Below are 21,586 nucleotides of genomic sequence, written 5' to 3'. Positions count from 1 at the left end.
CTCAGGACTTGACCCGGAACAGTTCCGCGGGGCGAAAGGCGCCGCCTGCTTCGCGCTCGCCCGTGCCTTCGATCCAGCCCTTGTCGAGCATGCGGCGACGGAAGGCCGGCTTGTTGAGCTGAATGCCGAGGATCGCCTCGTGAACGTCCTGCAGGGCGCGAAGCGTGAAGCGCTGCGGAAGGAGCGCAAAGGCAATTGGGGAATAGTCCAGCTTGCCGCGCAGGCGCGTTACGGCATGATCGACGATCGCATCATGGTCGAAGGCAAGTTTCGGGATGGCGTCGATGGGCGCCAGCATCAGATCGTCCCGGCCCGGCAAGGCAGCCGCGAGTTCGTCGGCGGGAAGCAGAGCAAAATAAGCGATGGTGACGATCCGCATCCGGGGGTCGCGGGCCGGATCGCCAAAGCTGTAAAGCTGTTCCAGCCAGGCATCCGAAAGGCCCGCCTTGTCGGCAAGGATGCGCTTTGCCGCGTCGTCGAGGCTTTCCGCCACCCCGACGAAACCGCCTGGAAGCGCGTGAACGCCTTTGTGCGGTGCTTCACCGCGTCGTTGCAGCAAAACCCTCAAATCGCCGTTCGCGACCGTCATCAGGACAAGGTCGACGGTAACCGCGAGAGGCGGGAAAGCCGCAGGATCATAGGTTTCGGACATGGCGCAAACTTATATCTTGACTAGATATATGTCAAATGCATATAAGTGAGTCGTGCCGGGGAGTCCGGCACATGAAATTCAGGTCGAGGGAGTCTCGCGTGATGGAAAAGGCAGATTTCGGTGTCTTCATCGGACGCTTTCAGCCGCTGCATATCGGGCATGAGCATGTCATCCGGCAGGCGTTGGAACAGGTCGGCCGGCTGATCATCCTCGTCGGTTCGGCGAACGTCGCGCGCGACCCACGCAATCCCTTCACCTTCGACGAGCGGGCCGCGATGCTGCGCGCCGCCTTTCGTCACGAAATGGCCGAGGAACGGCTGATCGTCGAACCGCTCGACGATCATCTCTATTCGGACACCGCCTGGGTGACCGAGGTGCAGCGCCGCGTGAACCGCATCATCCTCGACGTCGGGAACGGCCACGGCTTTGGCAGTCACGGGCTTTCCGACTTTAAGGTTGCGCTGACGGGCTATGGCAAGGACGCCTCTTCCTATTATCTCCGCCTGTTTCCCGAGTGGGACAATATCCAGATCGACAGCCAATATGGCACCTTCAGCTCGACCGACGTGCGGCGGCGCTATTTCCAGCGCATCCCCGAAGTGCCGGCATCGATCCTGACGGCCGACGTCGCGGCCTGGCTCGATGCGTTCAAGCTCGGCGAGACGTTCCGCACGCTGCTCGAAGAGAGCGAATATCTTGCGGCATATCCCGCGCAATGGGGCAAAGGGCCGTTCGTCACCGCCGACGCGGTGGTCGTGCAGTCGGGGCATATATTGCTCGTCGAACGCGGACGACTGCCTGGCAAGGGGCTGCTCGCGCTGCCTGGCGGCTTCGTCGATGCGGGCGAGCGCATCCGCGACGCCGCGATCCGCGAACTGCGCGAGGAGACGGGGATAAGCGACGGCAAGGGGCAGATCCCGCCCGCAATGCTGGGCAGCTTCATCGAGGATCATCGCACACGCGTGTTCGATGCGCCGAACCGGTCCTTGCGCGGCCGGGTGATCACCCACGCCTATCTGTTCCGCCTGCCGGAGCGTCGCAAACTGTTCGCTGTGAAGGGCGGCGACGATGCAGCGCATGCGCGCTGGTACCGGCTCGGCGATCTCAGCCCCGAGATGTTTTTCGAAGACCATTGGTCGATCATCGAAGAAATGGCCGACCTGTAATCCGCGGCAGGGGAGTCCTGCCGAACCCAAGCGAATGTGAGGAGTTCACATCATGAAAAACCTGATCCTGGCGACCGACAGCTACAAGCAGAGCCACTTTCTGCAATATCCGCCCGAGGCGCGCGTAATCAGCGCCTATGTCGAGGCGCGGCCAAACCCCTTTTCCGAAGAGATTGTCTTTCTGGGTCTCCAGCCGCTGCTGGTCGACTATTTCAGCCAGCCGATCAACGCGGCGGATATCGACGAGGCCGAGGCGATCTGCATCGCGCACGGCGTTCCGTTCAACCGTGCGGGGTGGGAGGCGATCGTCGCCGATCATGGCGGTTATCTGCCGCTGGAGATCAAGGCGCTGCCCGAAGGCGCGATCGTGCCCGCGGGCGTGCCGCTGGTACAGCTCGAAAATACCGACCCGCGCATGCCCTGGCTGACGACCTTCATAGAGACGGCAATGCTGCGTGCGATCTGGTATCCGACGACGGTCGCGACGCTGAGCTGGAAGTGCAAACAGGTGATCCGCGCGGGGCTCGAAAAGACGTCCGACGATGTGGAGGGCCAGCTTCCCTTCAAGCTCCACGATTTCGGCGCGCGCGGGGTTTCTTCCGCCGAAAGTGCGGGTCTGGGTGGGCTCGCACATCTCGTCAATTTCCAGGGCACCGACACGATGGAGGCGCTGGTCGCGGCGCGGCGCTACTATGGCGCCGACATGGCGGGCTTTTCTATTCCCGCCGCCGAGCACAGTACAATGACGAGCTGGGGCCGCGACCGTGAAGAGGATGCCTATCGCAACATGCTCGACCGGTTCGAAGGCGAGGGACGCATCGTCGCGGTCGTCTCCGACAGCTATGATCTCGATACGGCGGTCACCGACATCTGGGGCGGCAGCTTGCGCGAGAAGGTGCTGGGGCGCGCGGGCACGCTGGTCGTACGGCCCGACAGCGGCGATCCGATCGAAACGCCGCTGCGCACGGTGAAAACGCTGTGGGAAAAGTTTGGCGGCCATGTGAACGGCAAGGGCTATCGCGTCCTCGATCCGCATGTCCGCGTGATCCAGGGCGACGGAATGACCGTCGACAGCATCGGCCGGCTTGTTCAGCGGATGATCGAGGAAGGTTTCGCGATCGACAATATCGCTTTCGGCATGGGCGGCGGGATGCTGCAGCACGTCAACCGCGACACGCTGCGCTTCGCGATGAAGGCGAATGCGATGCTGGGCAGCGACGGCGTGTGGCACGATGTCTTCAAGATGCCGAGTACCGATCCGGGCAAGGCGAGCAAGGCCGGACGGCAGGCCGTCGTGCTGAAGGACGGCCGGATGGCCGCAGCGCGGCTCGACAGCGTCGCGGTGGGCGAAGATCTGCTGGTGCCGGTATGGCGGAATGGCGAACTACTCGTCCGCCACGACTTCGACGCGGTGCGGAAGCGGTCCGAAGGCAGGTGATGGCCGACCCGCCGGTAAATCCTCTGCTCCGGCTTCGCGTCCGGGTGGGCCCGATCCGGGGCGCTACTCGGTTATTGATCGATCAACCGATCGTCTGGCTCCGATACCGTTTGAGTTTGGTGACGCGAAGGCCGGGAAGTCCGGCACGATCGAGCGATCGCCGCCAGTCGGCGATTTCCTCGGAGCTCAGCCGGTATCTTTCGCGGGCGTCCTGCAGACTCAGCAATCCGCCATCGATCGCAGCCAGCACTTCGGCCTTGCGGCGGCTGACCCAATAGGTCGTGGCGGACGACGGCAAGTCGTCGATCGTCAATGGCCCCAGCGGCCCCATGACCGAGGACGGCCTTCCATGATATTCGAGCACCGCGAACTCTCCATTCGCGCGGCTGGCGCCGCTTTGTGTGCCCCCCGCGCAAAACCTGCGCCACGAGGGTTAACAAATGGTTGCGAATGCGGTGAGATGAGGCAGGCGGCCGGGCATCGGATGCCCGGCCGACGTTGCTCAGGCCCGGATAAGGTGGTCGAACGCCGAAAGTCCGGCCTTCGATCCTTCGCCCATCGCTATGACGATCTGCTTATAGGGCACGGTCGTCACGTCGCCGGCGGCGAAGATGCCGGGCTGGCTCGTCGCGCCGCGCGCGTCGACCTCGATCTCGCCACGGTCGCTGAGCGCCACGGCGCTGCCCAGCCATTCGGTGTTCGGAATGAGGCCGATCTGGACGAAGATGCCGTCGAGTTCGACGAGGTGCTCCTCATCCTTGTTGCGGTCGCGATAGCGCAGGCCGACGACCTTTTCGCCATTGCCGAGCACCTCGGTGGTGAGCGCCGACGTAATGATCGTGACGTTCGGCAGGCTGCGGAGCTTCGTCTGGAGCACCGCGTCGGCGCGAAGTTGGCCGTCGAACTCGATCAACGTCACATGCGCGACGAGTCCGGCCAGATCGATCGCCGCCTCGACACCCGAATTTCCGCCGCCGATCACCGCGACGCGCTTACCCTTGAACAGCGGACCGTCGCAATGCGGGCAATAGGCCACGCCCTTGTTGCGATATTCGGCTTCGCCCGGGACGCCCATCTGGCGCCAGCGCGCGCCGGTCGACAGGATCACGGTCTTGCCCTTCACGCTCGCGCCGCTCTTCAGCTTCACTTCGTGCAGGCCGTTCGCACCGCCGGGGATCAACTCTGCGGCTTCCTGAACATTCATGACGTCGACGTCATAATCCTTCACATGTGCTTCCAGTTGCGCGGCGAGCTTCGGACCCTCGGTGTGCTGGACCGAAATGAAATTCTCGATTCCCAGCGTGTCGAGCACTTGTCCGCCGAAGCGTTCGGCGACGATGCCGGTGCGGATGCCTTTGCGTGCGGCATAGATGGCGGCTGCGGCGCCGCCGGGCCCACCGCCGACGACGAGCACGTCGAACGGCTCCTTTGCGGCGATCTTCTCGGCGGCGCGCGCGACGGCGCCGGTGTCGAGCTTGGCGACGATCTGTGCGAGGTCCATGCGGCCTTGCCCGAAGGGTTCGCCGTTCAGGAACACCGCCGGAACCGCCATGACCTTGCGGCGCTCGACCTCGTCCTGAAACAGCGCGCCGTCGATCGCGGTGTGGCGGATGTTCGGGTTCAGCGCGGCCATGATGTTGAGCGCCTGCACGACGTCGGGGCAATTCTGGCATGACAGCGAGAAGAAGGTTTCGAAGACGAAATCGCCTTCCAGCGCACGCACGGCGTCAAGCAGTTCGGCCTCTTCCTTCGGCGGGTGACCTCCGACGTGAAGCAGCGCGAGGATCAGCGAGGTGAATTCATGCCCCATCGGCAGTCCCGCGAACACGGCTTCGGCGCGGCCCTCATCGGCACGGATCGCGAAGGAGGGCCTCCGCGCGTCGTCGCCATCGAAACGCGCGGTGACGAGGTCCGACTGCGCCGCGACCTCTTCGACAAGCGCGCGCATCTCTGCCGATTTGGGCGAGGCATCGAGGCTCGCGACCAACTCGATCGGACGGCGAAGGTTGCCGAGATAGGTTTTGAGCTGGGCGGTCGTGTTGGCGTCGAGCATCGGCATGGGGAGAGCCTTTCGGACAGGAGCAAGGGTTCGCCGTGGGGGGGCGGCGTCAGAATCTTGTTTTTTTAGAATGCGAAGACCGGGCGAGCGCCGCCCGCCCGGTCCTGCAAATCGGTCGGCTTAGATCTTGCCGACGAGTTCGATCGAGGGAGCGAGCGTTTCGGCGCCTTCTTCCCACTTCGCCGGGCAGACCTGGCCGGGGTTGGCGCGGACATAGACCGCCGCCTTGATCTTGCGGACGAGTTCCTCGGCGTTGCGGCCGACGCCTTCGCTGGTGATTTCCATCACCTGGATCACGCCGTCGGGATCGACGACGAAGGTCGCGCGGTCGGCGAGGCCCGAATCTTCACGCAGCACGCCGAAATTATTGGCGAGAACGTGGTTCTGGTCGCCCAGCATGTGATAGTTGATCTTGCCGATTGCCGGCGAGCTGTCGTGCCATGCCTTGTGGCTGAAATGGGTGTCGGTCGACACCGAATAGACTTCGACGCCGAGGCCCTGAAGCGTCGCATATTGGTCGGCGAGGTCTTCGAGCTCGGTCGGGCAGACGAAGGTGAAGTCGGCCGGATAGAAGAAGAAGACCGCCCACTTGCCCGCGGTATCGGCGTCCGTCACGGGGACGAACTTGCCCTGATGGTACGAAGTGGCGTTGAACGGCTTGATCGAGCTTCCGATGATACCCATGGGAGAGTGTTTCCTTTGATTGCTGCACTGCAAAATGATTTGCAGGGCGCCAGCTATGCGGACTGGCGCACGCACTCAACCCCAATTTTCCGGGCACACTTATCGGGTAAATCGATCAACACGCCGCTTTCACGCAAAACTGCGATTAACGGCCGATGCCCCCGGCTCCTGCGAGCAGGTCGATCACTTCGGCATCGAAATCGTCGGGTGCGCCCGGCGTGATCTTGCGAAAGCGGCGCGCGCAATAGGCGGCGCGGGGGCCGAGGTCGGGGACATCTCGGAACTTCAACGCGGTTCCCGATTGTCCGCCGACAAGGTCGGGCATATCCGTCCACACGGTCCGCACTGTGAAAACGGCGCCCGGGCGCACCTCGGGCGGGTAGCGCTCGTGCCGGCTGATGCACAGCGCCAGGTCATCCACTCGCCAATCGTCCGTCATAATCAACCTCGTGGTTGTTACGCAGCGTTGGGCGCAGTTTAACATATCCGGTAACGGCTGGCCAATCGTCCGTGACTGCCCATTATCGCGGGCGACGAAGCCTTCGTTCCAAAGTTTGCGATCGCTTTCCGAATTGGGCCTTGGCGGAACAACCGCTGCGGGGATGCAATCCGCGGCAGAGGGCGTTCGTCAGGTTCAGGCCGTTGCTTCGCGCCCGCGCATCTTGGTCGGCGCCATGCCGAAGCGGCGGGCAAAGGCGCGCGTGAAGCTCGCGTTGCTCATATAGCCGCAATTATACCCGATGCTCGATATCGGAAGATCGCTCTGCGCGAGCAACTGGCGCGCGCGTTGCAGCCTCCGCTCGCTCACCGCCTCGGCGACGCTGCATTGGTAAAGTTCGCGAAAACCCCGCGTCAGCTTCGCCTTGCTGAGCCCACAACGCCGCGCGACATTGCCGACGGTCAGCTTTTCCTGCCATTTTTCGTTGACCAACTGATGCGCGGCCGCGACGCGGGTGATGTCGAGTTCGCTCAGCGACGTGCGGCCGCCCACCTCGACCATGCGGTCGGCGGCAAGTTCGGCGAAAAGCTGGCAGAGCAATTCCTGGCTGCGCGCGCTCCGCAACATGTCGTCGACTTCGCTATCGCCTTCGACGGCGACCACCGCACGGCCGAGACCGCGAAGACTGGCGGGAAGATACCAGCGCCCATCCGCCTTGGGACGGAGCGCGAACAGGCGGTCGCACGCCGCGCGGCTGATCGCGAGCACGACCAGATGATCGTCGGCGGGTCCCGAGACGTCGGCGGGTAGAAGCATCGAAACCGCGGGCTCGCCAATGTCGCCAAAGCCGAAGATGAGGGCGTCCGGCGGCAGGAACGCGGCATCGCAGGGGCCGCGGCCGACGAAGCTCGTAAACTCCGGAGAAATGCGAATGGATAGCTTGTTGGTCATCCTGTCATCCCAGCGAATCGCGGCATCAGTGGCGACGCGATATCCTATGTGCAATCGTCCCGGCCCTATCCGATACGCAAATTTTCTTTGCCGATTGTTCCAACAGATTGTGCAGTCCGGCTTGATCGATGCGAAAAATGCGCAAATATATGCTAGATGAGAAAAAAGATCGAAGGGACACAGATGCCGGCAATGCGCCAGCCCATTCCGACCACCGGCGATCGGCGGACCGCCGTCGACGGCAATCCGGGCGTATTCCTTCGCGAACTGCGGATCGAAAAGGGCTGGACGCTTGCCGAGGTGAGTGAACGCACGCGCATCCCGGTTTCAACTTTGTCAAAGATTGAAACCGGGAAGATGTCGCTCAGCTATGAAAAGCTGCTTCGTCTGAGCCAAGGTCTCGAAATCGATATCACGCAGCTTTTTGCCGCCGCGACGTCGGTCCCGGCCGCCACGCATACCGCCACCGGTCGACGCAGCATCACACCCGCCGGAGAGGGGCCCTCGATCAAGACGGCGACGTATAACTATACTTATCCATCGGCGGATCTGCTCAACAAGACGCTCAATCCGATGATCATCGACATCAAGGTGCGGTCGATCGACGATTTCGGCGATCTGATGCGCCACTCGGGTGAGGAATATGTCCTCGTGCTCGAAGGCGAATGCGAGTTTCACACCGACATGTACGCACCGTCGCGCCTGAAGACGGGTGATTCGGCCTATTTCGACGCGTCGATGGGGCATGGTTATGTCGCTGTGGGGGAGGGGCCGTGCCGTATCCTGTCGGTCTGTTCGGCAACCGATGCCGATCTGAAGTCGGTACTTCATCCGGTCGAAACCGAATGATCGCCTAGCGCCGCGCGCCCGGTAATCGGTTCGCACCGCCGCTTCTGAAAAAATCCGTCGTTCTGAAATTTGTTCGCGCAGCAGTGCCGCGGCTGCGCGGTCGCGTCTGCCATTGACAAATTTCCGTTCAGGATGCCTATATCAAGAATTGAAAATATTTCAAAAAGTGAAACTTCGATGTCAGGGCCTGGCGAGTGGCCTAGTCGAAAGGGGAGGACGAATGCGGTTGATACGGTCTTGCGCGATGCTGGTTGCGGCGATGCTGGTTGGGGTGATGGCGCCAGCCGTGAGCCCGTCCGCAGCACAAACGGCCACGAAACCGCAGACGAAGCTGCGCGGCCCAGGTCCGTTGCCCGTCCCCGCGATGGTCAAGAGCGACGTCGACGCCTGGCTCGACGGCTATATGCCCTATGCCCTGTTGCGTGGCGACGCGGCCGGCGCGGTCGTGGTGGTCGTCAAGGACGGCAAGGTGCTGACGCAGCGGGGCTTCGGCTATGCCGACGTCGGCACGCGGCGGCGCGTCGATCCCGAAACCACGCTCTTCCGCCAGGCCTCGGTGTCGAAGCTGATCACATGGACCGCGGTGATGCAGCTCGTCGAGCAGGGCAAGATCGATCTCGACCGCGACATCAACACCTATCTCGATTTCAGGATTCCGCCCTTCGGCGGCAAGCCGGTCACGATGCGCAACCTGATGACGCACACCGGGGGCTTCGACGAGGTGCAGCGCGGGCTCAACAGCTATGATCCGAAGAAGATTCCGTCGCTCGGCGATGCACTCAAGCGCCAGGTGCCGTACCGCATTTACGCGCCCGGAACGACGCCGGCCTATTCGAACTACGGCACCTCGCTGGCGGGCTATATCGTTGAGCGGGTGTCGGGGCTCCCCTATAATGATTATGTCGAGCGCCACATTTTTGCGCCCACGGGCATGACGCGATCGACTTTCCGCCAGCCGCTTCCCGGGCGACTGCAGCCCTTGATGGCGAGCGGCTATATGCTGGGATCGGGCAAGCCGGGGCCGTTCGAGCTCAGCAGCCTCGCGCCATCGGGCGCGATGACCGCATCGGGCGCCGACATGGGGCGCTTCATGATCGCGCATCTGGGCAAGGGCGGACCGCTCATGAAACCGGCAACCGCGGCACAAATGCACGATACGATCCTGCGGCTGATCCCGCCGCTCAACGGCATGGCGCTCGGTTTCTATGAGCAGAATATCAACGGTCGCAGGGCGTTGTCGCACGCTGGCGACAGCCCCAATTTCCACAGCCAGCTCTGGATTTTCCCCGAGGAAAATGTCGGCATCTATATGTCGATGAATGCCGCGGGCACGCAGAATGTGTCGGGCCCTATCCGCAGCTATTTGTTCGAGGCGTTCGCCGATCGCTATTTCCCGTTCGAACAGCGCGACGGCCGGGTCGATGCCGCGACCGCGCGCGAACATGCGCGCATGATGGTGGGCACTTACAACAAGACCCGTCGACTGGAAACGAGCTTCCTAAAGGCGATGGAGCTGGCCGGGCAGACGAAGGTCTCGCTCGATCGCGACGGCGGCATCCGGCTTAACGCGGTGCCGGGTATCGGTGGTCAACCGCGCAAATGGGTCGAAATCGCGCCGTTCGTGTGGCGCGAGGCCGGCGGCAGGATGCGCCTCGCCGCCAAGGTCGAAAATGGCCGCGTCGTTCGCTTCAGCGTCGATTCGGCGTCGCCCTACATCGCGTTCGATCGGGTGCCCTGGTATCTGTCGGCCGCCTGGCTCACGCCGGCGATGCTCGCCAGCCTCGGCGTGCTGCTGCTCACTGCGATAGCCTGGCCTGTCTCGGCGCTCGCCCGTCGCTATTATGGCGTGAAAGCCGATCTGCCGTCTGCCGCGCTCAAAAGCTACCGGCTGACCCGCGGCTTCGCGGCGCTGGCCGTGACGGTAATGGTTGCGTGGATCCTGTTCGTTTCCACGCTGCTCAGGGACTTTTCGTCGCTCAGCGGCGAGTTGGACTGGGCACTGATCACGCTCCAGGTCGTGACGCCGATCATATTCCTCGGCCTCCTTGTGAGCGCGCTCTGGAATGTCCGGCACGTCTGGACGGGCAAGCGCGGTCGGTTCGCCAAATTCTGGAGCCTGCTCCTGTTGATTAGCGCCGTCGTGCTCCTGTGGATTGGCGCAGGCTTCCACCTGATCGGCTTTGGAACCCACTTCTGACCGGGGCAGCGGGGGCGACCGGCATAGCGGTCCCGCCTGCCGGCAAAGAAAAGTTCTCCAATCATATTGCAATTATCAAAATTTGAAAATAATGTCCCAAACAGGTCAACAGGAGTTATCGCAGGATCAATGTCGCGAAGGCGGCCGATTCAGCGCCACTCCGGAATTTGGTGAGAGACGTGAACATTCAAACTTCCCTCGATGTCGCTGGCGGTGCCTTGCAGCTTCCGCAGCCCTATCTGCTGTTCCTCGGCGACACGACGATCCGCGGTTATGCGAAGACCGCTTTCGGTCTTCGTGACTGGGCGCCCGAGAAATGCGTCGGCGAATATGCCTTGCCGGGTGCGACGGTCAGCGCAGGGCTGGAGCAACTTGCACCGGCTGACGCGAAAGCACGCGGCGCACGCTCGCTGCTCATCGGCGTCGCGAACAGCGGCGGCGTAATTCCCGAAAGCTGGATGCCGGCTCTTTTCGAAGCGCTTGAGGCGGGGCTCGATATCGTCAGCGGCATGCACATGCGGCTGGCCGATATGCCCGAACTCGCCGCGCGGGCAGAGCGTCTCGGTCGCCAACTGATCGACGTACGCCATCCGCCCAAGAATCTCCCGGTCGGCACCGGCCGCAAGCGGAGCGGCAAGCGATTGCTCACGGTCGGAACCGACTGCGCGCTGGGCAAGAAATATACGGCCCTGGCGCTTGCGCGCGCTTTCGCCGAGCGCGGCGTCGACGCCGATTTTCGCGCGACCGGGCAGACGGGCATCATGATCGCCGGCGGCGGCGTGCCGATGGACGCGGTGGTTTCGGATTTCGAGGCCGGTGCGGCGGAGACTGTGAGCCCCGACGCGGCGGACGATCACTGGGATGTCGTCGAAGGGCAGGGATCACTGTTTCACCCTGCCTATGCGGCGGTATCGCTGGGCCTGCTGCATGGCAGCCAGCCCGACGTCATCATCGTATGTCACGAACCCGGCCGCGAAGAGATATTGGGTTCTCCGGGCTACCGCTTGCCGAGTGTCGAGGAGACGATCGATCTCAACCTGCGGCTGGGTGCACGGACCAACCCCGCGATCCGCTGTGCGGGTGTTTCGTACAACACCTCGCACCTGGGCGAGGAAGAGGCCGTCGCATTGATGGCGGCCGAAAGCGAGCGGCTGGGATTGCCGGTCGCCGACCCGATCCGCGGCGGTGAAGCCTTCGCCCGTCTGGTGGATAGCTGCCTCGCATGAGCGCAGCGGCTACCCCGGCAGCGGCGGCGGGATCCTCTTGGTTCCAGCGCTTCCTGTTGCCGGGTTTCGCGTTCAAGGCGGTCGTCATCGGTGGTGGATACGCCACCGGGCGCGAGCTTGCGGAGTTTTTCCTGCCGAGCGGGCCGTGGGGCGGATTGGCCGCCATGCTGCTCGCCATGCTGCTCTGGAGCGTCATCTGCGCCGCGACCTTCTCGCTCGCGCGGGTGATGGGGGCGTTCGACTACCGCAGCTTTTTTGAAGGGCTTCTGGGTCGCGGCTGGATCCTGTTCGAGGTCGGCTATGTCCTCCTGGTGACGCTCGTGCTTGCGGTGTTCGGCGCCGCGGCGGGCGAGATTGGCGCGTCGATCTTCGGCTGGCCGCCGCTTGCGGGGACGGCATTTCTCGCTGGATCGATCGCGCTGTTCGTGACCTTCGGCAACGCGTCGGTCGAGGGGCTGTTCAAATATGTCTCCTTCCTGCTCTACGGCGTCTACGCGCTGTTCATGGTCTTTGCGCTGAGCAGTTTCGGCGATGCGATCTCGGCGCGTTTTGCCATTCCGGCACCGTCGGACGGCTGGATCCTCGGCGGGCTGACCTATACCGGATATAACGTCATCGGCGCGGTGGTGATCCTGCCGGTGATCCGCCATCTGACCAGCCAGCGCGATGCGGTGGTCTCGGGCCTGATCGCGGGTCCGCTCGCGATGGCGCCCGCCATCCTCTTCTTCGTTGCCATGATCGCTTTCTATCCGGGCATTATGGATGAGACCTTGCCGTCGGATTTCATGCTGCGGCAACTCGAAATGCCGCTGTTCCACCTGCTGTTCCAGTTCATGATTTTTGCCGCTTTGCTCGAGAGCGGTGCGGGCTCGGTGCATGCGATCAACGAGCGTGTCGACGCAGCACGCCGTTCGCGCGGAGGCGCACCGCTTGGCAAGCGCGCGCGGGCGGGCATCGCCGCAGCGCTGCTGATCGGCTGCATGTTCCTTGCCGATCGCTTCGGGCTCGTGACGCTGATCGCCAGCGGCTACCGCTTTCTGTCCTGGATATTCCTCGCCGTCTATGTCGCACCGTTGCTGACGGTCGGCCTGTACCGGCTGGTTCGCAGCCAGAAACAAGAACTTCAACCCGCCGTGCAGGGGAATGTGACGTGACAAAAGTGACCGGCTGGGCGCGGTTTCGGCGCTGGATGAAGCGCATCTTGCTGGGCCTGCTCACTTTGTTGATCCTGCTCATTGTCGTGGGTTCGATCTATGAGGCGCTGGGGCGCAAGAATGCCGCGGCGAACTATCCGCCGCCCGGAAAGCTCGTCGACATCGGCGGGCGCAAGATGCACATCGATTGCCGCGGCACCGGATCGCCGACGGTCATCCTGGAATCGGGCCTCGGCACCGGCGGGACGACCGACTGGACTCTGGTTCACGACGAGATAGCCAGCTTCACGCGCACCTGCGCCTATGACCGCGCGGGCATCATGTGGAGCGATCCCAAGGACACGCCGCAGGACGCCGCGGCGGTGACCGAGGATCTGCACAAGCTGCTCAAGGGCGCCGGAATATCCGATCCGCTGGTGCTCGTCGGGCACTCGATCGGCGGCCCCTACACGCGGACATATGTGGGCAAATATGGCGAACAGGTCGCCGGGCTGGTGATGGTCGATCCGTCGCACCCCGACCAGATCGCGCGGCTCGGGAAAGTCGTGAGCATCGACGTTCATCCCAAGCGCGCATCGACGCTGATCCACACGGCGAAGGCATTGGCGTGGACCGGCATCGTCCGCTTCGTCATTGCGCGCGGCGAAAAGCCCAAGATGCGGACAGAGGCCGAAACCAAGAGACTCGGCGACGCGCTGACCAAATCGGCTGCCTATGCCAGTACTTCGATACGGGGTTCGGCCTCCGAACTCGATGGCTTCGATCGCACGATGGATCAGGCGCGCAAGGTTCACAGTTTCGGAAACCGGCCGTTGATCGTGCTCACGGCGATGGCGCCGATGAAGCCCGATCAGCTTAAAGGCCTGGGACTGAAGGCTGAAGAGGGCGGACGCTTCAAGCAGGAATGGAAGACGCTCCATACCGAGCAGGCGGCATTTTCGACCCGCGGCCGCCAGCAGATCGTGCCCGACGCGACCCACTATATCCAGGTCGATCGCCCCGAAGTCGTGATCGCCGCGGTCCGAGAGGTCGTGGACGAAGTGCGCGCTGATGCGCAGGCCGCCGTCAAGAAATGAAAGCAAAAACCGTCAGCCCCCACGGCTGCCGGCAGGGAGAATGAAGATGAAGCGTAAGATCCTCTTAGGTGCCATGTCGATGCTGCCGTTGCTGCTCGCTGCGAACACGCCGGCGCCCGAATATGACATCGTGATCCGTGGCGGCCGCGTGCTCGACGGCGCGGGGAGCCCCTGGGTCAGCGCCGATGTCGCGGTCAAGGACGGCCGCGTTGTGAGGATCGGCCGCGTTACGGGACGCGGTACCAAGGAAATCGACGCAAAGGGCCGCTATGTCTCGCCCGGCTTCATCGATATGATGGACCAGTCGGGGCGTGTTCTTGTCAAGAACGGCGCGGCTGAGAACAAGCTGCTGATGGGCGTGACCACGGTAATCGCCGGCGAAGGCGGTCCGCCCGCCGAGGCGGCGGAGATTCCGGCGCATTTCAGCCAGCTCGAAAAGCAGGGCATTTCGGTCAACTACGGCACCTATTATTCGGCGACGCAGGCGCGTGTGAAGGTGATGGGCGACGGCGCCGGATCGCCGACTCCCGCGCAGCTTGAGGCGATGGGCCGCGAGGTCAAGATCGCGATGCAAAATGGTGCGTTCGGCATCACCAGCGCGCTCATCTATCCGCCGAGCAGCTTCCAGACGACGTCGGACCTCGTCACCCTCGCGAAGGTGGCGGCCCAGTGCGACGGCTTCTACGCGACCCACATGCGCGACGAGAGCGAAGGCCTCGTCAAGGCGATCGAGGAAGCGATCGAGATCGGCGAAAAGGGCGGGGTGAAGGTCGAAATCTTCCACCTGAAAGCTGCCTATGCTCCCGGCTGGGGCAAGCTGATGCCGCAGGCGGTGGCGACGATCAACGCGGCGCGCGCGCGCGGCGTCGATGTCGCGGCGGATCTTTATCCCTATACGGCGGGCGGCACGGGGCTCGAGATCATCGCGCCGAGCTGGGTGTGGGCCGACGGGGTGCAGAAGGGGATCGAGCGGCTGCGCGATCCCAAGGTGCGCGAGCGGATGAAGAAGGAAGTCGCCGCGGGCTCGATGCCCGGCTGGTCGAACCTCGTCCACGCTTCGGGTGGCTTCGCCAATGTGCGCCTCGCCAACGGTTTCAGCGACAAATACCGGCCCTATCACGGCAAGAGCCTCGCCGAGATCGGCAAGGCGCTGAACCGCGACCCGGCCGACGTAGCGTGGGATATCCTGCTCGAAGGTCTGCCGAACCGCTCGGTCGCGCTCTATTTCATGATGAGCGAGCAGGACATCGAAACCGCGATCAAGCAGCCGTGGGTGAGCATCGGCAGCGATGCGGCGGCTTCCGAAAAGGCGGGCGAGATGGACGCGCTCGGCCTGCCGCACCCGCGCGCCTATGGCACTTTCCCGCGCACCATCGCCGAATATGTGAAGCGCCGCCCGATCCTGTCGCTGGAGGATGCGGTGCGCAAGATGACCGGCTGGCCGGCGCAGCGCATGGGGCTGACCGATCGCGGGCTGATCCGCGACGGAATGCGCGCCGATATCGTCGTGTTCGACCTAGACAAACTGGATGACGTTGCAAGCTGGGAAAAGCCCACGGCATCGCCGACGGGGATCGAAACGGTGATCGTCAACGGCGTCGTCACGATCGCGAACGGCAAGCATACCGGGGCCAAGGCGGGCTCAGTGCTGCGGCATAGCTGCGGCGTCTGAGCATATGCCCCGGAAAATTTCGAGCCTCTGCCTCACCGGTCTGGGACTGGTCGTCGCGGCGCCGGCCCTTGCCGGCGCCCCGGCGATTTCGAAGCCCGAAGACCTTGGCACCGCTGTGTCGGCACAAATTGCGTGCGCCAGCATCTTCGTCGCCGAGCGCGCGGAGGCCGATGTTCTGCGCGACGACATCCATGCGTTCGCGCCGTTCATGACGGCGGTGACGCTGACGGTCGACCGCAACGCGCGGACCGTTACCGCATCGGCGCCGGGCGCAGCGACGCGCACCGCGCTGTTCCGGCCCGTTGCCGGTTGCACGCTGCTGACGGGCGATGTTTCGGCGGCGACGCTAGACGCGCAGGCGGCGAAGCTTAAGCCGACACGCGGGAACGCCGCGAAGCCTTGGCCGATCGGCGATGCTCCGGTGGCCAAGCTTCAAGCCGCGGCCGAGGCGAAACTCAACCGCGTCGCGCTCGACAAGGCGGTGAGCGCCGCCTTCGACGAACAGAATAAGGGCGGCTATCCCGACACGCGCGCGATCGTCGTCGTGCAGGGCGGGGCGATCGTCGCCGAACGCTATGCGCCGGGGTTCGACCGGAACACTGAACTGCTCGGCTGGTCGGCGTCGAAGAGCATCATGGGAACGCTGGTCGGCATGTTGGTCGATGACGGCGTGCTCAAGCTCGACGAACCCGCACCCGTCCCCGAATGGCAAGGCGAGGGCGATCCGCGGGCGAAGATCACGCTGCGCCAGTTGCTGACGATGTCGAGCGGCCTGACCTTTTCCGAAAGCTATGTCCCCGGCAATGACTCGATCAAAATGCTGTTCGAGGCAGGGGACATGGGCGCGATGGCGGCGGCGAAGCCGTTGCAGCATGAGCCCGGCACGAACTGGAGCTATTCGTCGGGCACGACCAACATCTTGTCGCGCATCGTGTTTCAGGCGACCGGCGGGACGCTGGAGGGCATGACGCGCTTTGCGCAGAAGCGACTGTTCGAGCCGACTGGCATGACCAGTGCGCTGATCGAACCCGACGAAGCCGGCGTGCAGGTCGGCAGCTCCTACGCCTATGCCACCGCGCGCGACTGGGCGCGCTATGGGCTGCTGCATCTCAACATGGGCCGGGCCGGGGGCAAGCAACTGCTCTCCAGGGAATGGCTCGATTTCGCGGTCGCGCCGACCAAAGCCGCGCCGCGCCCCGTCTATGGCGCGCAGCTTTGGCTGAATCATGCCGAAGCTGACGGCGAACACCGGAAGCTCTACCCGGACCTGCCCGAAGACACCGTCATGGCGCGCGGCCATAGTTTCCAGATCGTCGCCGCGATCCCGTCGCAAGATGCCGTGATCGTCCGCCTCGGCTGGACGCCCGAGGGGCAGGCATTCGACTGGAATAAATATTTGTCGCAGATCGCGGCGGCACTCGCGCCCGCTGCTCCTGCGCCTTGAACGACTGAAGGACAATTTCGATGACGACCAACGCTCCCCTCTCGCTCGATCTCGCGATTGAATCGCTCCCGCTCGCCAAGCCGTTCCGTATCTCGGGGCATGTCTTCACCGACACGCCGGTCGTGCTCGTCACGCTTTCGGACGGCGAACATAGCGGGCGCGGCGAGGCGTCGGGGGTCTATTATCTCGGCGACGACGTGCCCGCGATGACGGCCGCCATCGAAAGCGTGCGCGGCGCGGTCGAGGCCGGTGTGACGCGCGAGCAGTTGCAGGCGCTGCTTCCCGCCGGCGGCGCCCGCAATGCCCTCGACTGCGCGCTATGGGAATTGGAAGCCCGGCGCAACGGCGTTCCCGTCTGGGAACTCGCCGGCCTCACCGAACCGCGCCCGCTCCGCACGACCTTCACGCTCGGCGCCGACGATCCCGAGGTGATGGCTGCGGGTGCGCGCCATTATGCACAGGCGCGCGCGCTAAAGCTCAAGCTCACCGGCGATCTCGACGTTGATATCGCCCGCGTACAGGCGGTGCGTGCGGCGCGCCCCGAATGCTGGATCGGGGTCGATGCCAACCAAGGATTCGCGATCGGCGATCTCGACGCGCTCGTCGCGGCGCTGGTCGCCGCCGACGTCAAACTGCTCGAACAGCCGCTGGCGCGCGGACGCGAAGCCGACCTTACCGGCTATCAGTGCCCAATCCCGATCGCGGCGGACGAGAGCGCGCTGACGCTTGGCGATATCGACGGGCTGGTCGGCCGCTTCGACGTCGTGAATATCAAGCTAGATAAATGCGGCGGACTGACCGAGGGCCTCGCCATCGCCAAACGCGCCCGCGAACTCGGGCTGGGCGTGATGGTCGGCAATATGGTCGGGTCCAGCCTTGCGATGGCGCCTGCGTTCATCGTCGGACAGCTCTGCGACATCGTCGATCTCGATGGGCCCATCTTCCTTGCGGACGATCGCAAGCCCTCGATCGAATATGTGGACGGCAACGCATGGTGCGGCGAGGCGATCTGGGGCCGCGAAGTCGGCTGAATGATAAAGGGACAGGGAGAGGCACAATGAAAAAGACAATATTTGCCGGTTTGGCATTGGTCGCGCTGATCCAGCCGGCCGTAGCGCAAGAATCGACCGCGACTTACATCCATGCCGGCCGCCTGCTTGCCGACCCGGCGAGCGGCCGGGTCGAAACGAACAAGACGATCGTCGTCGAAGGCGGCAAGATCGCTGCAATCCGCGACGGCTTCGTCGGCGAGGGCAAGGTCGTCGACCTTCGCGACCAATTTGTCATGCCGGGCTTCATCGACAGCCACGTCCACCTGACCTTTGAATCGAGCGCGACGAGCCGCCTCGACGCGGTGACCAAATCGACGGTCGATCAGGCATTCGACGGCGTCGTCTTTGCCAAACGGACCGTGCGCGCCGGGTTCACGACCGTCGTCGACCTCGGCGCCGATCCGCAGGCGATCAACGCGCTGCGCGATGCGACCGCCACGGGCAAGGTCGTCGGGCCGCGCATCATCGCCGCGGGCGGCGTCGCGGCGCACGGCGGACACGGCGACGTTCACGGCTATCGTCAGGAAATCATCGACCTGTTCCGCTCGCCGACACTCTGTTCGGGCGCCGACGACTGCGCGCGCGCGGTGCGGCTTGCGGTGCAGCAGGGCGCCGATGTCATCAAGACCGCCTCGACCGGCGGCGTGATGTCGAACACCGCGGCCGGGCTCGGCCAGCAGATGAGCGACGCCGAACTGATCGCGATCGTCGACACCGCGCATCGTCTGGGCCGCAAGGTCGCGGCGCATGCCCACGGCACCGACGGCGTTAACGCCGCTCTGCGCGCCGGCGTCGATTCGGTCGAACATGGTACCTATCTCGACGCGGAATCGATCCGGCTGTTCAAGGCGAAGGGAAGCTATCTTGTTCCCACCCTGCTGGCCGGCGACACCGTTGCGCGGCAGGCCGAGGAAGCCGAATGGATGCCGGCAGCGGTCCGGGCCAAGGCGCGCACCGTCGGCCCGCTGATGGTCGACGCGCTGCGCCGCGCGCATCAGGGCGGCGTCCGCATCGCGTTCGGAACCGACAGCGCGGTGTCGAAGCACGGCGAGAATGCCCGTGAATTCGCGCTGATGGTGAAGGCTGGGCTGACCCCGCTGGAGACGATCAAATCCGCGACCGTCTGGGCGGCAACGCATGCCGGGCTCGAAGCCGAAATCGGTACGCTTGCCGCCGGCAAGTCAGCCGACATCGTCGCGGTGAAGGGCGATCCGCTGACCGACGTGCGCAGCCTTGAAACCATGGGCTTCGTCATGGCGCGTGGTGCGGTCGTTCGGGCGGCGGGAGAGTGACGATGCGCTCGGTCAAATTATTCGCGCTGCTTCCGCTCGTCATGATGCTCGGCACGGCGGCTTCGAAGCCCGCAACGCCGCTAGCGCCCGCAATCGCGCCCAAACCGGCGGCCGAGGCGCAGAAGCTTGCGCCGCCAGCCCAGACTCCGCTCGCGCCATCGGCAACACTGACGAAACAGGATGTCGATAGCTGGCTCGACGGCTTCGTCCCCTTCGCGCTCAAGCGCGGTGATCTTGCAGGCGCGGTGATCGTCGTGGTCAAGGACGGGCAAGTGCTGACGCAGCGCGGGTTCGGCTATGCCGACGCGGCCAAGCGCACCCCGGTCGATCCCGCGCGCACCCTGTTTCGCCCCGGTTCGGTGTCGAAGCTGTTCACCTGGACCGCGGTGATGCAGCAGGTGGAGGCCGGCAAGATCGACCTCGACAAGGACGTCAACACCTACCTTGATTTCAAGATTCCCCTGAAGGATGGCAAGCCCGCGACGATGCGCCAGTTGATGACGCACACCGCAGGGTTCGAGGAACATGGCAAGCTCACCATGTTCGAGGACAAGAAGTTCCAGATCTCGCTCGGTGACTATGTGAAGGGCGGCATTCCGAACCGCATCTATACGCCGGGCACGACGCCTTCCTATTCGAACTATGGCACCGCGCTCGCCGGCTATATTGTCGAGCGCGTGACCAAGATGTCGTTCGACGATTATGTCGAGCAGCGCATCTTCCAGCCGCTCGGCATGGCGCAGTCGACCTTTCGTCAGCCCTTACCCAAGGCGTTCGCGCCGTGGATGGCGACGGGATATCGTCAGCTTTCCGCTGGCCCCTCGAAGTTCGAGATCGTCGGACCGTCACCTGCGGGCGGCCTCTCTTCGACCGGCGCCGACATGGCGAAATTCATGATCGCGCATCTGAACCAGGGCGCGGGGCTGATGAAGCCTGAAACCGCGCGGATGATGCACGACACGCCGCTGACGATCCTGCCGCCGCTCAATCGGATGGAACTCGGCTTTTTCGAAACCAACATCAACGGGCGCCAGGTGATCGCGCATCTGGGCGACACGCAGTTGTTCCACACCGCGCTCCACCTGTTCACGAACGAAAATGTCGGCATCTATATGTCGTTCAACGCGACGGGCGAGCAAGCGTCGGTCGGCCCCGTGCGCCGCGCTTTGTTCGAGGATTTCGCCGATCGCTATCTTCCCGGCAACGAAATGCCTGCCACGCGGATCGATGCGAAAACCTCGGCCGAACATGCGAGGATGCTCGCCGGAAACTGGCTGAACAGCCGCCGCGCGGAGACGAATTTCTATGCGATCGCCTCGCTCCTAGGACAGGTGAAGATCAGCGTCGGTCCCAAGGGCGAACTCATTGTCCCCGCCGGGCGCGACCTCAACGGCAAGCCCGCGAAGTGGGTCGAGACCGCGCCGTTCGTCTGGCACAATGTCGACGGGCACGGCCGGCTCGCTGCGCAGGTCGTCGATGGCAAGGCCGTGCGCTGGAGCATTGACGGCATCTCGCCCTTCATGGTGTTCGACCGCGCGCCAGCGTCGAAATCGGCGGCATGGATCATGCCCGCGATGTACGTCAGCCTCGGCATCCTGCTCCTCACCCTGCTTCAATGGCCGGTCTCGGCGTTGATCCGCCGTCATTACAAGGCGCCGCTGACGCTCGAACGCCGTTCGCTGCGTATCTATCGCGGCGTCCGCGTGGCTTCGGGACTGGTGCTCGCGCTGGTCGCCGCGTGGGTGATCAGCATGTCGAAGCTAAAGGCGCTGCCATCCTATGACCCGTGGCTGTGGTTCCTCCAGATCGCGGGCTTGGTCGTCCTCGTCGGCGGCACGCTTCTCGCGGCGTGGAACCTCCGCCTCGTCCGCCAGGAAAAGCGCGGCTGGTTCCGCACCCTTTGGGCGCTTTTACTGCTCTTCGCGGCAATCATGCCGCTCTATGTCGCATGGACCTTTGGCCTGATCTCGATGACCGTGAATTACTGACGGCATAGCTTGAATGGGGGGTAGGCCCGGCCGAGCCTCTCCATCGGCGCTCCACCCTGTCACCTCCCCGTCGCCGCGCGACGGGGAGGTTTTTTGTCCGCGTCACGTCGCACGCGATCCATAATGCAACCGTCGCGCTGGTATGGCCCGAGCCGTGATGACGGTAGGCTGCTATCGACCGGGAGCGGACACTCCACCCAATCTAAACCGTTCGCATCGAGCGAAGTCGAGATGCCCATCGGGCTGG

18 protein-coding genes are annotated in these 21,586 nt (G+C 63.9%); 12 read left to right on the top strand and 6 right to left on the bottom strand.

Annotated elements, in window-relative coordinates; genetic code table 11:
* Window position 1 precedes the first annotated feature (1 nt).
* Window positions 2-652, bottom strand: coding sequence for an NUDIX domain-containing protein (locus SC1_RS13230; protein ID WP_062182436.1), 651 nt, complete (start codon window positions 650-652; stop codon window positions 2-4).
* Window positions 653-753: 101 nt separating this feature from the next.
* Here SC1_RS13230 and SC1_RS13225 point away from each other — a divergent pair, with 101 nt between their 5' ends.
* Together SC1_RS13225 and SC1_RS13220 are read left to right on the top strand one after the other, a co-directional pair.
* Window positions 754-1,818 (top strand): bifunctional nicotinamide-nucleotide adenylyltransferase/Nudix hydroxylase, encoded by a 1,065-nt coding sequence (locus SC1_RS13225; protein ID WP_062182433.1) that lies wholly within the window; start codon window positions 754-756, stop codon window positions 1,816-1,818.
* A 52-nt stretch (window positions 1,819-1,870) separates the two neighbouring features.
* A complete protein-coding gene (locus tag SC1_RS13220; protein WP_062182430.1) occupies window positions 1,871-3,256 on the top strand; it encodes a nicotinate phosphoribosyltransferase in 1,386 nt (461 codons plus the stop codon).
* A gap of 82 nt (window positions 3,257-3,338) precedes the next feature.
* Here SC1_RS13220 and SC1_RS13215 read toward each other — a convergent pair whose 3' ends face one another.
* The 5 genes from SC1_RS13215 to SC1_RS13195 form a co-directional block, all read right to left on the bottom strand.
* Window positions 3,339-3,620 (bottom strand): DUF1153 domain-containing protein, encoded by a 282-nt coding sequence (locus SC1_RS13215; protein ID WP_274520258.1) that lies wholly within the window; start codon window positions 3,618-3,620, stop codon window positions 3,339-3,341.
* A gap of 138 nt (window positions 3,621-3,758) precedes the next feature.
* Window positions 3,759-5,309, bottom strand: a complete 1,551-nt coding sequence (gene ahpF / locus SC1_RS13210; RefSeq protein WP_062184150.1) for an alkyl hydroperoxide reductase subunit F — start codon at window positions 5,307-5,309, stop codon at window positions 3,759-3,761.
* Window positions 5,310-5,435: 126 nt separating this feature from the next.
* The gene (gene ahpC, locus SC1_RS13205) at window positions 5,436-5,999 is read right to left on the bottom strand and encodes an alkyl hydroperoxide reductase subunit C (protein ID WP_062182425.1); all 564 of its coding nucleotides are present in this window, start codon (window positions 5,997-5,999) and stop codon (window positions 5,436-5,438) included.
* Window positions 6,000-6,144: 145 nt separating this feature from the next.
* Window positions 6,145-6,438, bottom strand: coding sequence for a hypothetical protein (locus SC1_RS13200; protein WP_152682393.1), 294 nt, complete (start codon window positions 6,436-6,438; stop codon window positions 6,145-6,147).
* 195 nt (window positions 6,439-6,633) lie between these two features.
* On the bottom strand, window positions 6,634-7,389 hold the full coding sequence (locus SC1_RS13195; protein WP_152682392.1) for a helix-turn-helix transcriptional regulator: 756 nt from the start codon (window positions 7,387-7,389) through the stop codon (window positions 6,634-6,636).
* A gap of 156 nt (window positions 7,390-7,545) precedes the next feature.
* Between SC1_RS13195 and SC1_RS13190 the strand changes: the two genes are divergently transcribed.
* The 10 genes from SC1_RS13190 to SC1_RS13145 all read left to right on the top strand — a co-directional run bounded on the left by SC1_RS13190 (window position 7,546) and on the right by SC1_RS13145 (window position 21,339).
* Window positions 7,546-8,238, top strand: coding sequence for a helix-turn-helix domain-containing protein (locus SC1_RS13190; RefSeq protein ID WP_083435839.1), 693 nt, complete (start codon window positions 7,546-7,548; stop codon window positions 8,236-8,238).
* A 220-nt stretch (window positions 8,239-8,458) separates the two neighbouring features.
* Window positions 8,459-10,435 (top strand): serine hydrolase, encoded by a 1,977-nt coding sequence (locus tag SC1_RS13185; protein ID WP_238586689.1) that lies wholly within the window; start codon window positions 8,459-8,461, stop codon window positions 10,433-10,435.
* A gap of 179 nt (window positions 10,436-10,614) precedes the next feature.
* Complete coding sequence (locus SC1_RS13180) at window positions 10,615-11,661, top strand: DUF1611 domain-containing protein (RefSeq protein WP_238586688.1); 1,047 nt, start codon at window positions 10,615-10,617, stop codon at window positions 11,659-11,661.
* Window positions 11,658-12,815 (top strand): hypothetical protein, encoded by a 1,158-nt coding sequence (locus tag SC1_RS13175; protein WP_062182415.1) that lies wholly within the window; start codon window positions 11,658-11,660, stop codon window positions 12,813-12,815. Before SC1_RS13180 ends, SC1_RS13175 begins: the two co-directional genes overlap by 4 nt.
* Complete coding sequence (locus SC1_RS13170) at window positions 12,812-13,891, top strand: alpha/beta fold hydrolase (RefSeq protein ID WP_062182412.1); 1,080 nt, start codon at window positions 12,812-12,814, stop codon at window positions 13,889-13,891. Before SC1_RS13175 ends, SC1_RS13170 begins: the two co-directional genes overlap by 4 nt.
* Window positions 13,892-13,937: 46 nt before the next feature.
* Window positions 13,938-15,563 (top strand): amidohydrolase family protein, encoded by a 1,626-nt coding sequence (locus SC1_RS13165; protein ID WP_062184139.1) that lies wholly within the window; start codon window positions 13,938-13,940, stop codon window positions 15,561-15,563.
* A 4-nt stretch (window positions 15,564-15,567) separates the two neighbouring features.
* Window positions 15,568-17,007 (top strand): serine hydrolase, encoded by a 1,440-nt coding sequence (locus SC1_RS13160; RefSeq protein WP_062182409.1) that lies wholly within the window; start codon window positions 15,568-15,570, stop codon window positions 17,005-17,007.
* 20 nt (window positions 17,008-17,027) lie between these two features.
* Complete coding sequence (locus SC1_RS13155) at window positions 17,028-18,038, top strand: dipeptide epimerase (protein WP_062182406.1); 1,011 nt, start codon at window positions 17,028-17,030, stop codon at window positions 18,036-18,038.
* A 26-nt stretch (window positions 18,039-18,064) separates the two neighbouring features.
* On the top strand, window positions 18,065-19,351 hold the full coding sequence (locus SC1_RS13150) for an amidohydrolase family protein (protein WP_062182403.1): 1,287 nt from the start codon (window positions 18,065-18,067) through the stop codon (window positions 19,349-19,351).
* 2 nt (window positions 19,352-19,353) lie between these two features.
* Window positions 19,354-21,339 carry a serine hydrolase gene (locus SC1_RS13145; protein WP_062182399.1) on the top strand — a complete coding sequence of 662 codons (1,986 nt, stop codon included), beginning with the start codon at window positions 19,354-19,356 and terminating at the stop codon, window positions 21,337-21,339.
* Window positions 21,340-21,586: the final 247 nt, after the last annotated feature.

This window comes from Sphingopyxis sp. C-1 (genome assembly GCF_001047015.1).
Classification (GTDB): Bacteria; Pseudomonadota; Alphaproteobacteria; order Sphingomonadales; family Sphingomonadaceae; genus Sphingopyxis.
The sequence above is the reverse complement of the archived record's forward strand: the minus strand, read 5'-3'. Positions and strand labels throughout refer to the sequence as shown.

What these genes read in the sequence shown, in the direction of transcription:
- SC1_RS13220 (WP_062182430.1), top strand. Translation starts at nt 1,871, where the DNA reads ATGAAAAACCTGATCCTGGCGACCGACAGCTACAAGCAGAGCCACTTT.
- SC1_RS13230 (WP_062182436.1), bottom strand. Translation starts at nt 652, where the DNA reads ATGTCCGAAACCTATGATCCTGCGGCTTTCCCGCCTCTCGCGGTTACC.
- SC1_RS13225 (WP_062182433.1), top strand. Translation starts at nt 754, where the DNA reads ATGGAAAAGGCAGATTTCGGTGTCTTCATCGGACGCTTTCAGCCGCTG.
- SC1_RS13165 (WP_062184139.1), top strand. Translation starts at nt 13,938, where the DNA reads ATGAAGCGTAAGATCCTCTTAGGTGCCATGTCGATGCTGCCGTTGCTG.
- SC1_RS13195 (WP_152682392.1), bottom strand. Translation starts at nt 7,389, where the DNA reads ATGACCAACAAGCTATCCATTCGCATTTCTCCGGAGTTTACGAGCTTC.
- ahpC (WP_062182425.1), bottom strand. Translation starts at nt 5,999, where the DNA reads ATGGGTATCATCGGAAGCTCGATCAAGCCGTTCAACGCCACTTCGTAC.
- SC1_RS13145 (WP_062182399.1), top strand. Translation starts at nt 19,354, where the DNA reads ATGCGCTCGGTCAAATTATTCGCGCTGCTTCCGCTCGTCATGATGCTC.
- SC1_RS13185 (WP_238586689.1), top strand. Translation starts at nt 8,459, where the DNA reads ATGCGGTTGATACGGTCTTGCGCGATGCTGGTTGCGGCGATGCTGGTT.
- SC1_RS13200 (WP_152682393.1), bottom strand. Translation starts at nt 6,438, where the DNA reads ATGACGGACGATTGGCGAGTGGATGACCTGGCGCTGTGCATCAGCCGG.
- SC1_RS13160 (WP_062182409.1), top strand. Translation starts at nt 15,568, where the DNA reads ATGCCCCGGAAAATTTCGAGCCTCTGCCTCACCGGTCTGGGACTGGTC.
- SC1_RS13150 (WP_062182403.1), top strand. Translation starts at nt 18,065, where the DNA reads ATGAAAAAGACAATATTTGCCGGTTTGGCATTGGTCGCGCTGATCCAG.
- SC1_RS13190 (WP_083435839.1), top strand. Translation starts at nt 7,546, where the DNA reads ATGAGAAAAAAGATCGAAGGGACACAGATGCCGGCAATGCGCCAGCCC.
- ahpF (WP_062184150.1), bottom strand. Translation starts at nt 5,309, where the DNA reads ATGCTCGACGCCAACACGACCGCCCAGCTCAAAACCTATCTCGGCAAC.
- SC1_RS13155 (WP_062182406.1), top strand. Translation starts at nt 17,028, where the DNA reads ATGACGACCAACGCTCCCCTCTCGCTCGATCTCGCGATTGAATCGCTC.
- SC1_RS13175 (WP_062182415.1), top strand. Translation starts at nt 11,658, where the DNA reads ATGAGCGCAGCGGCTACCCCGGCAGCGGCGGCGGGATCCTCTTGGTTC.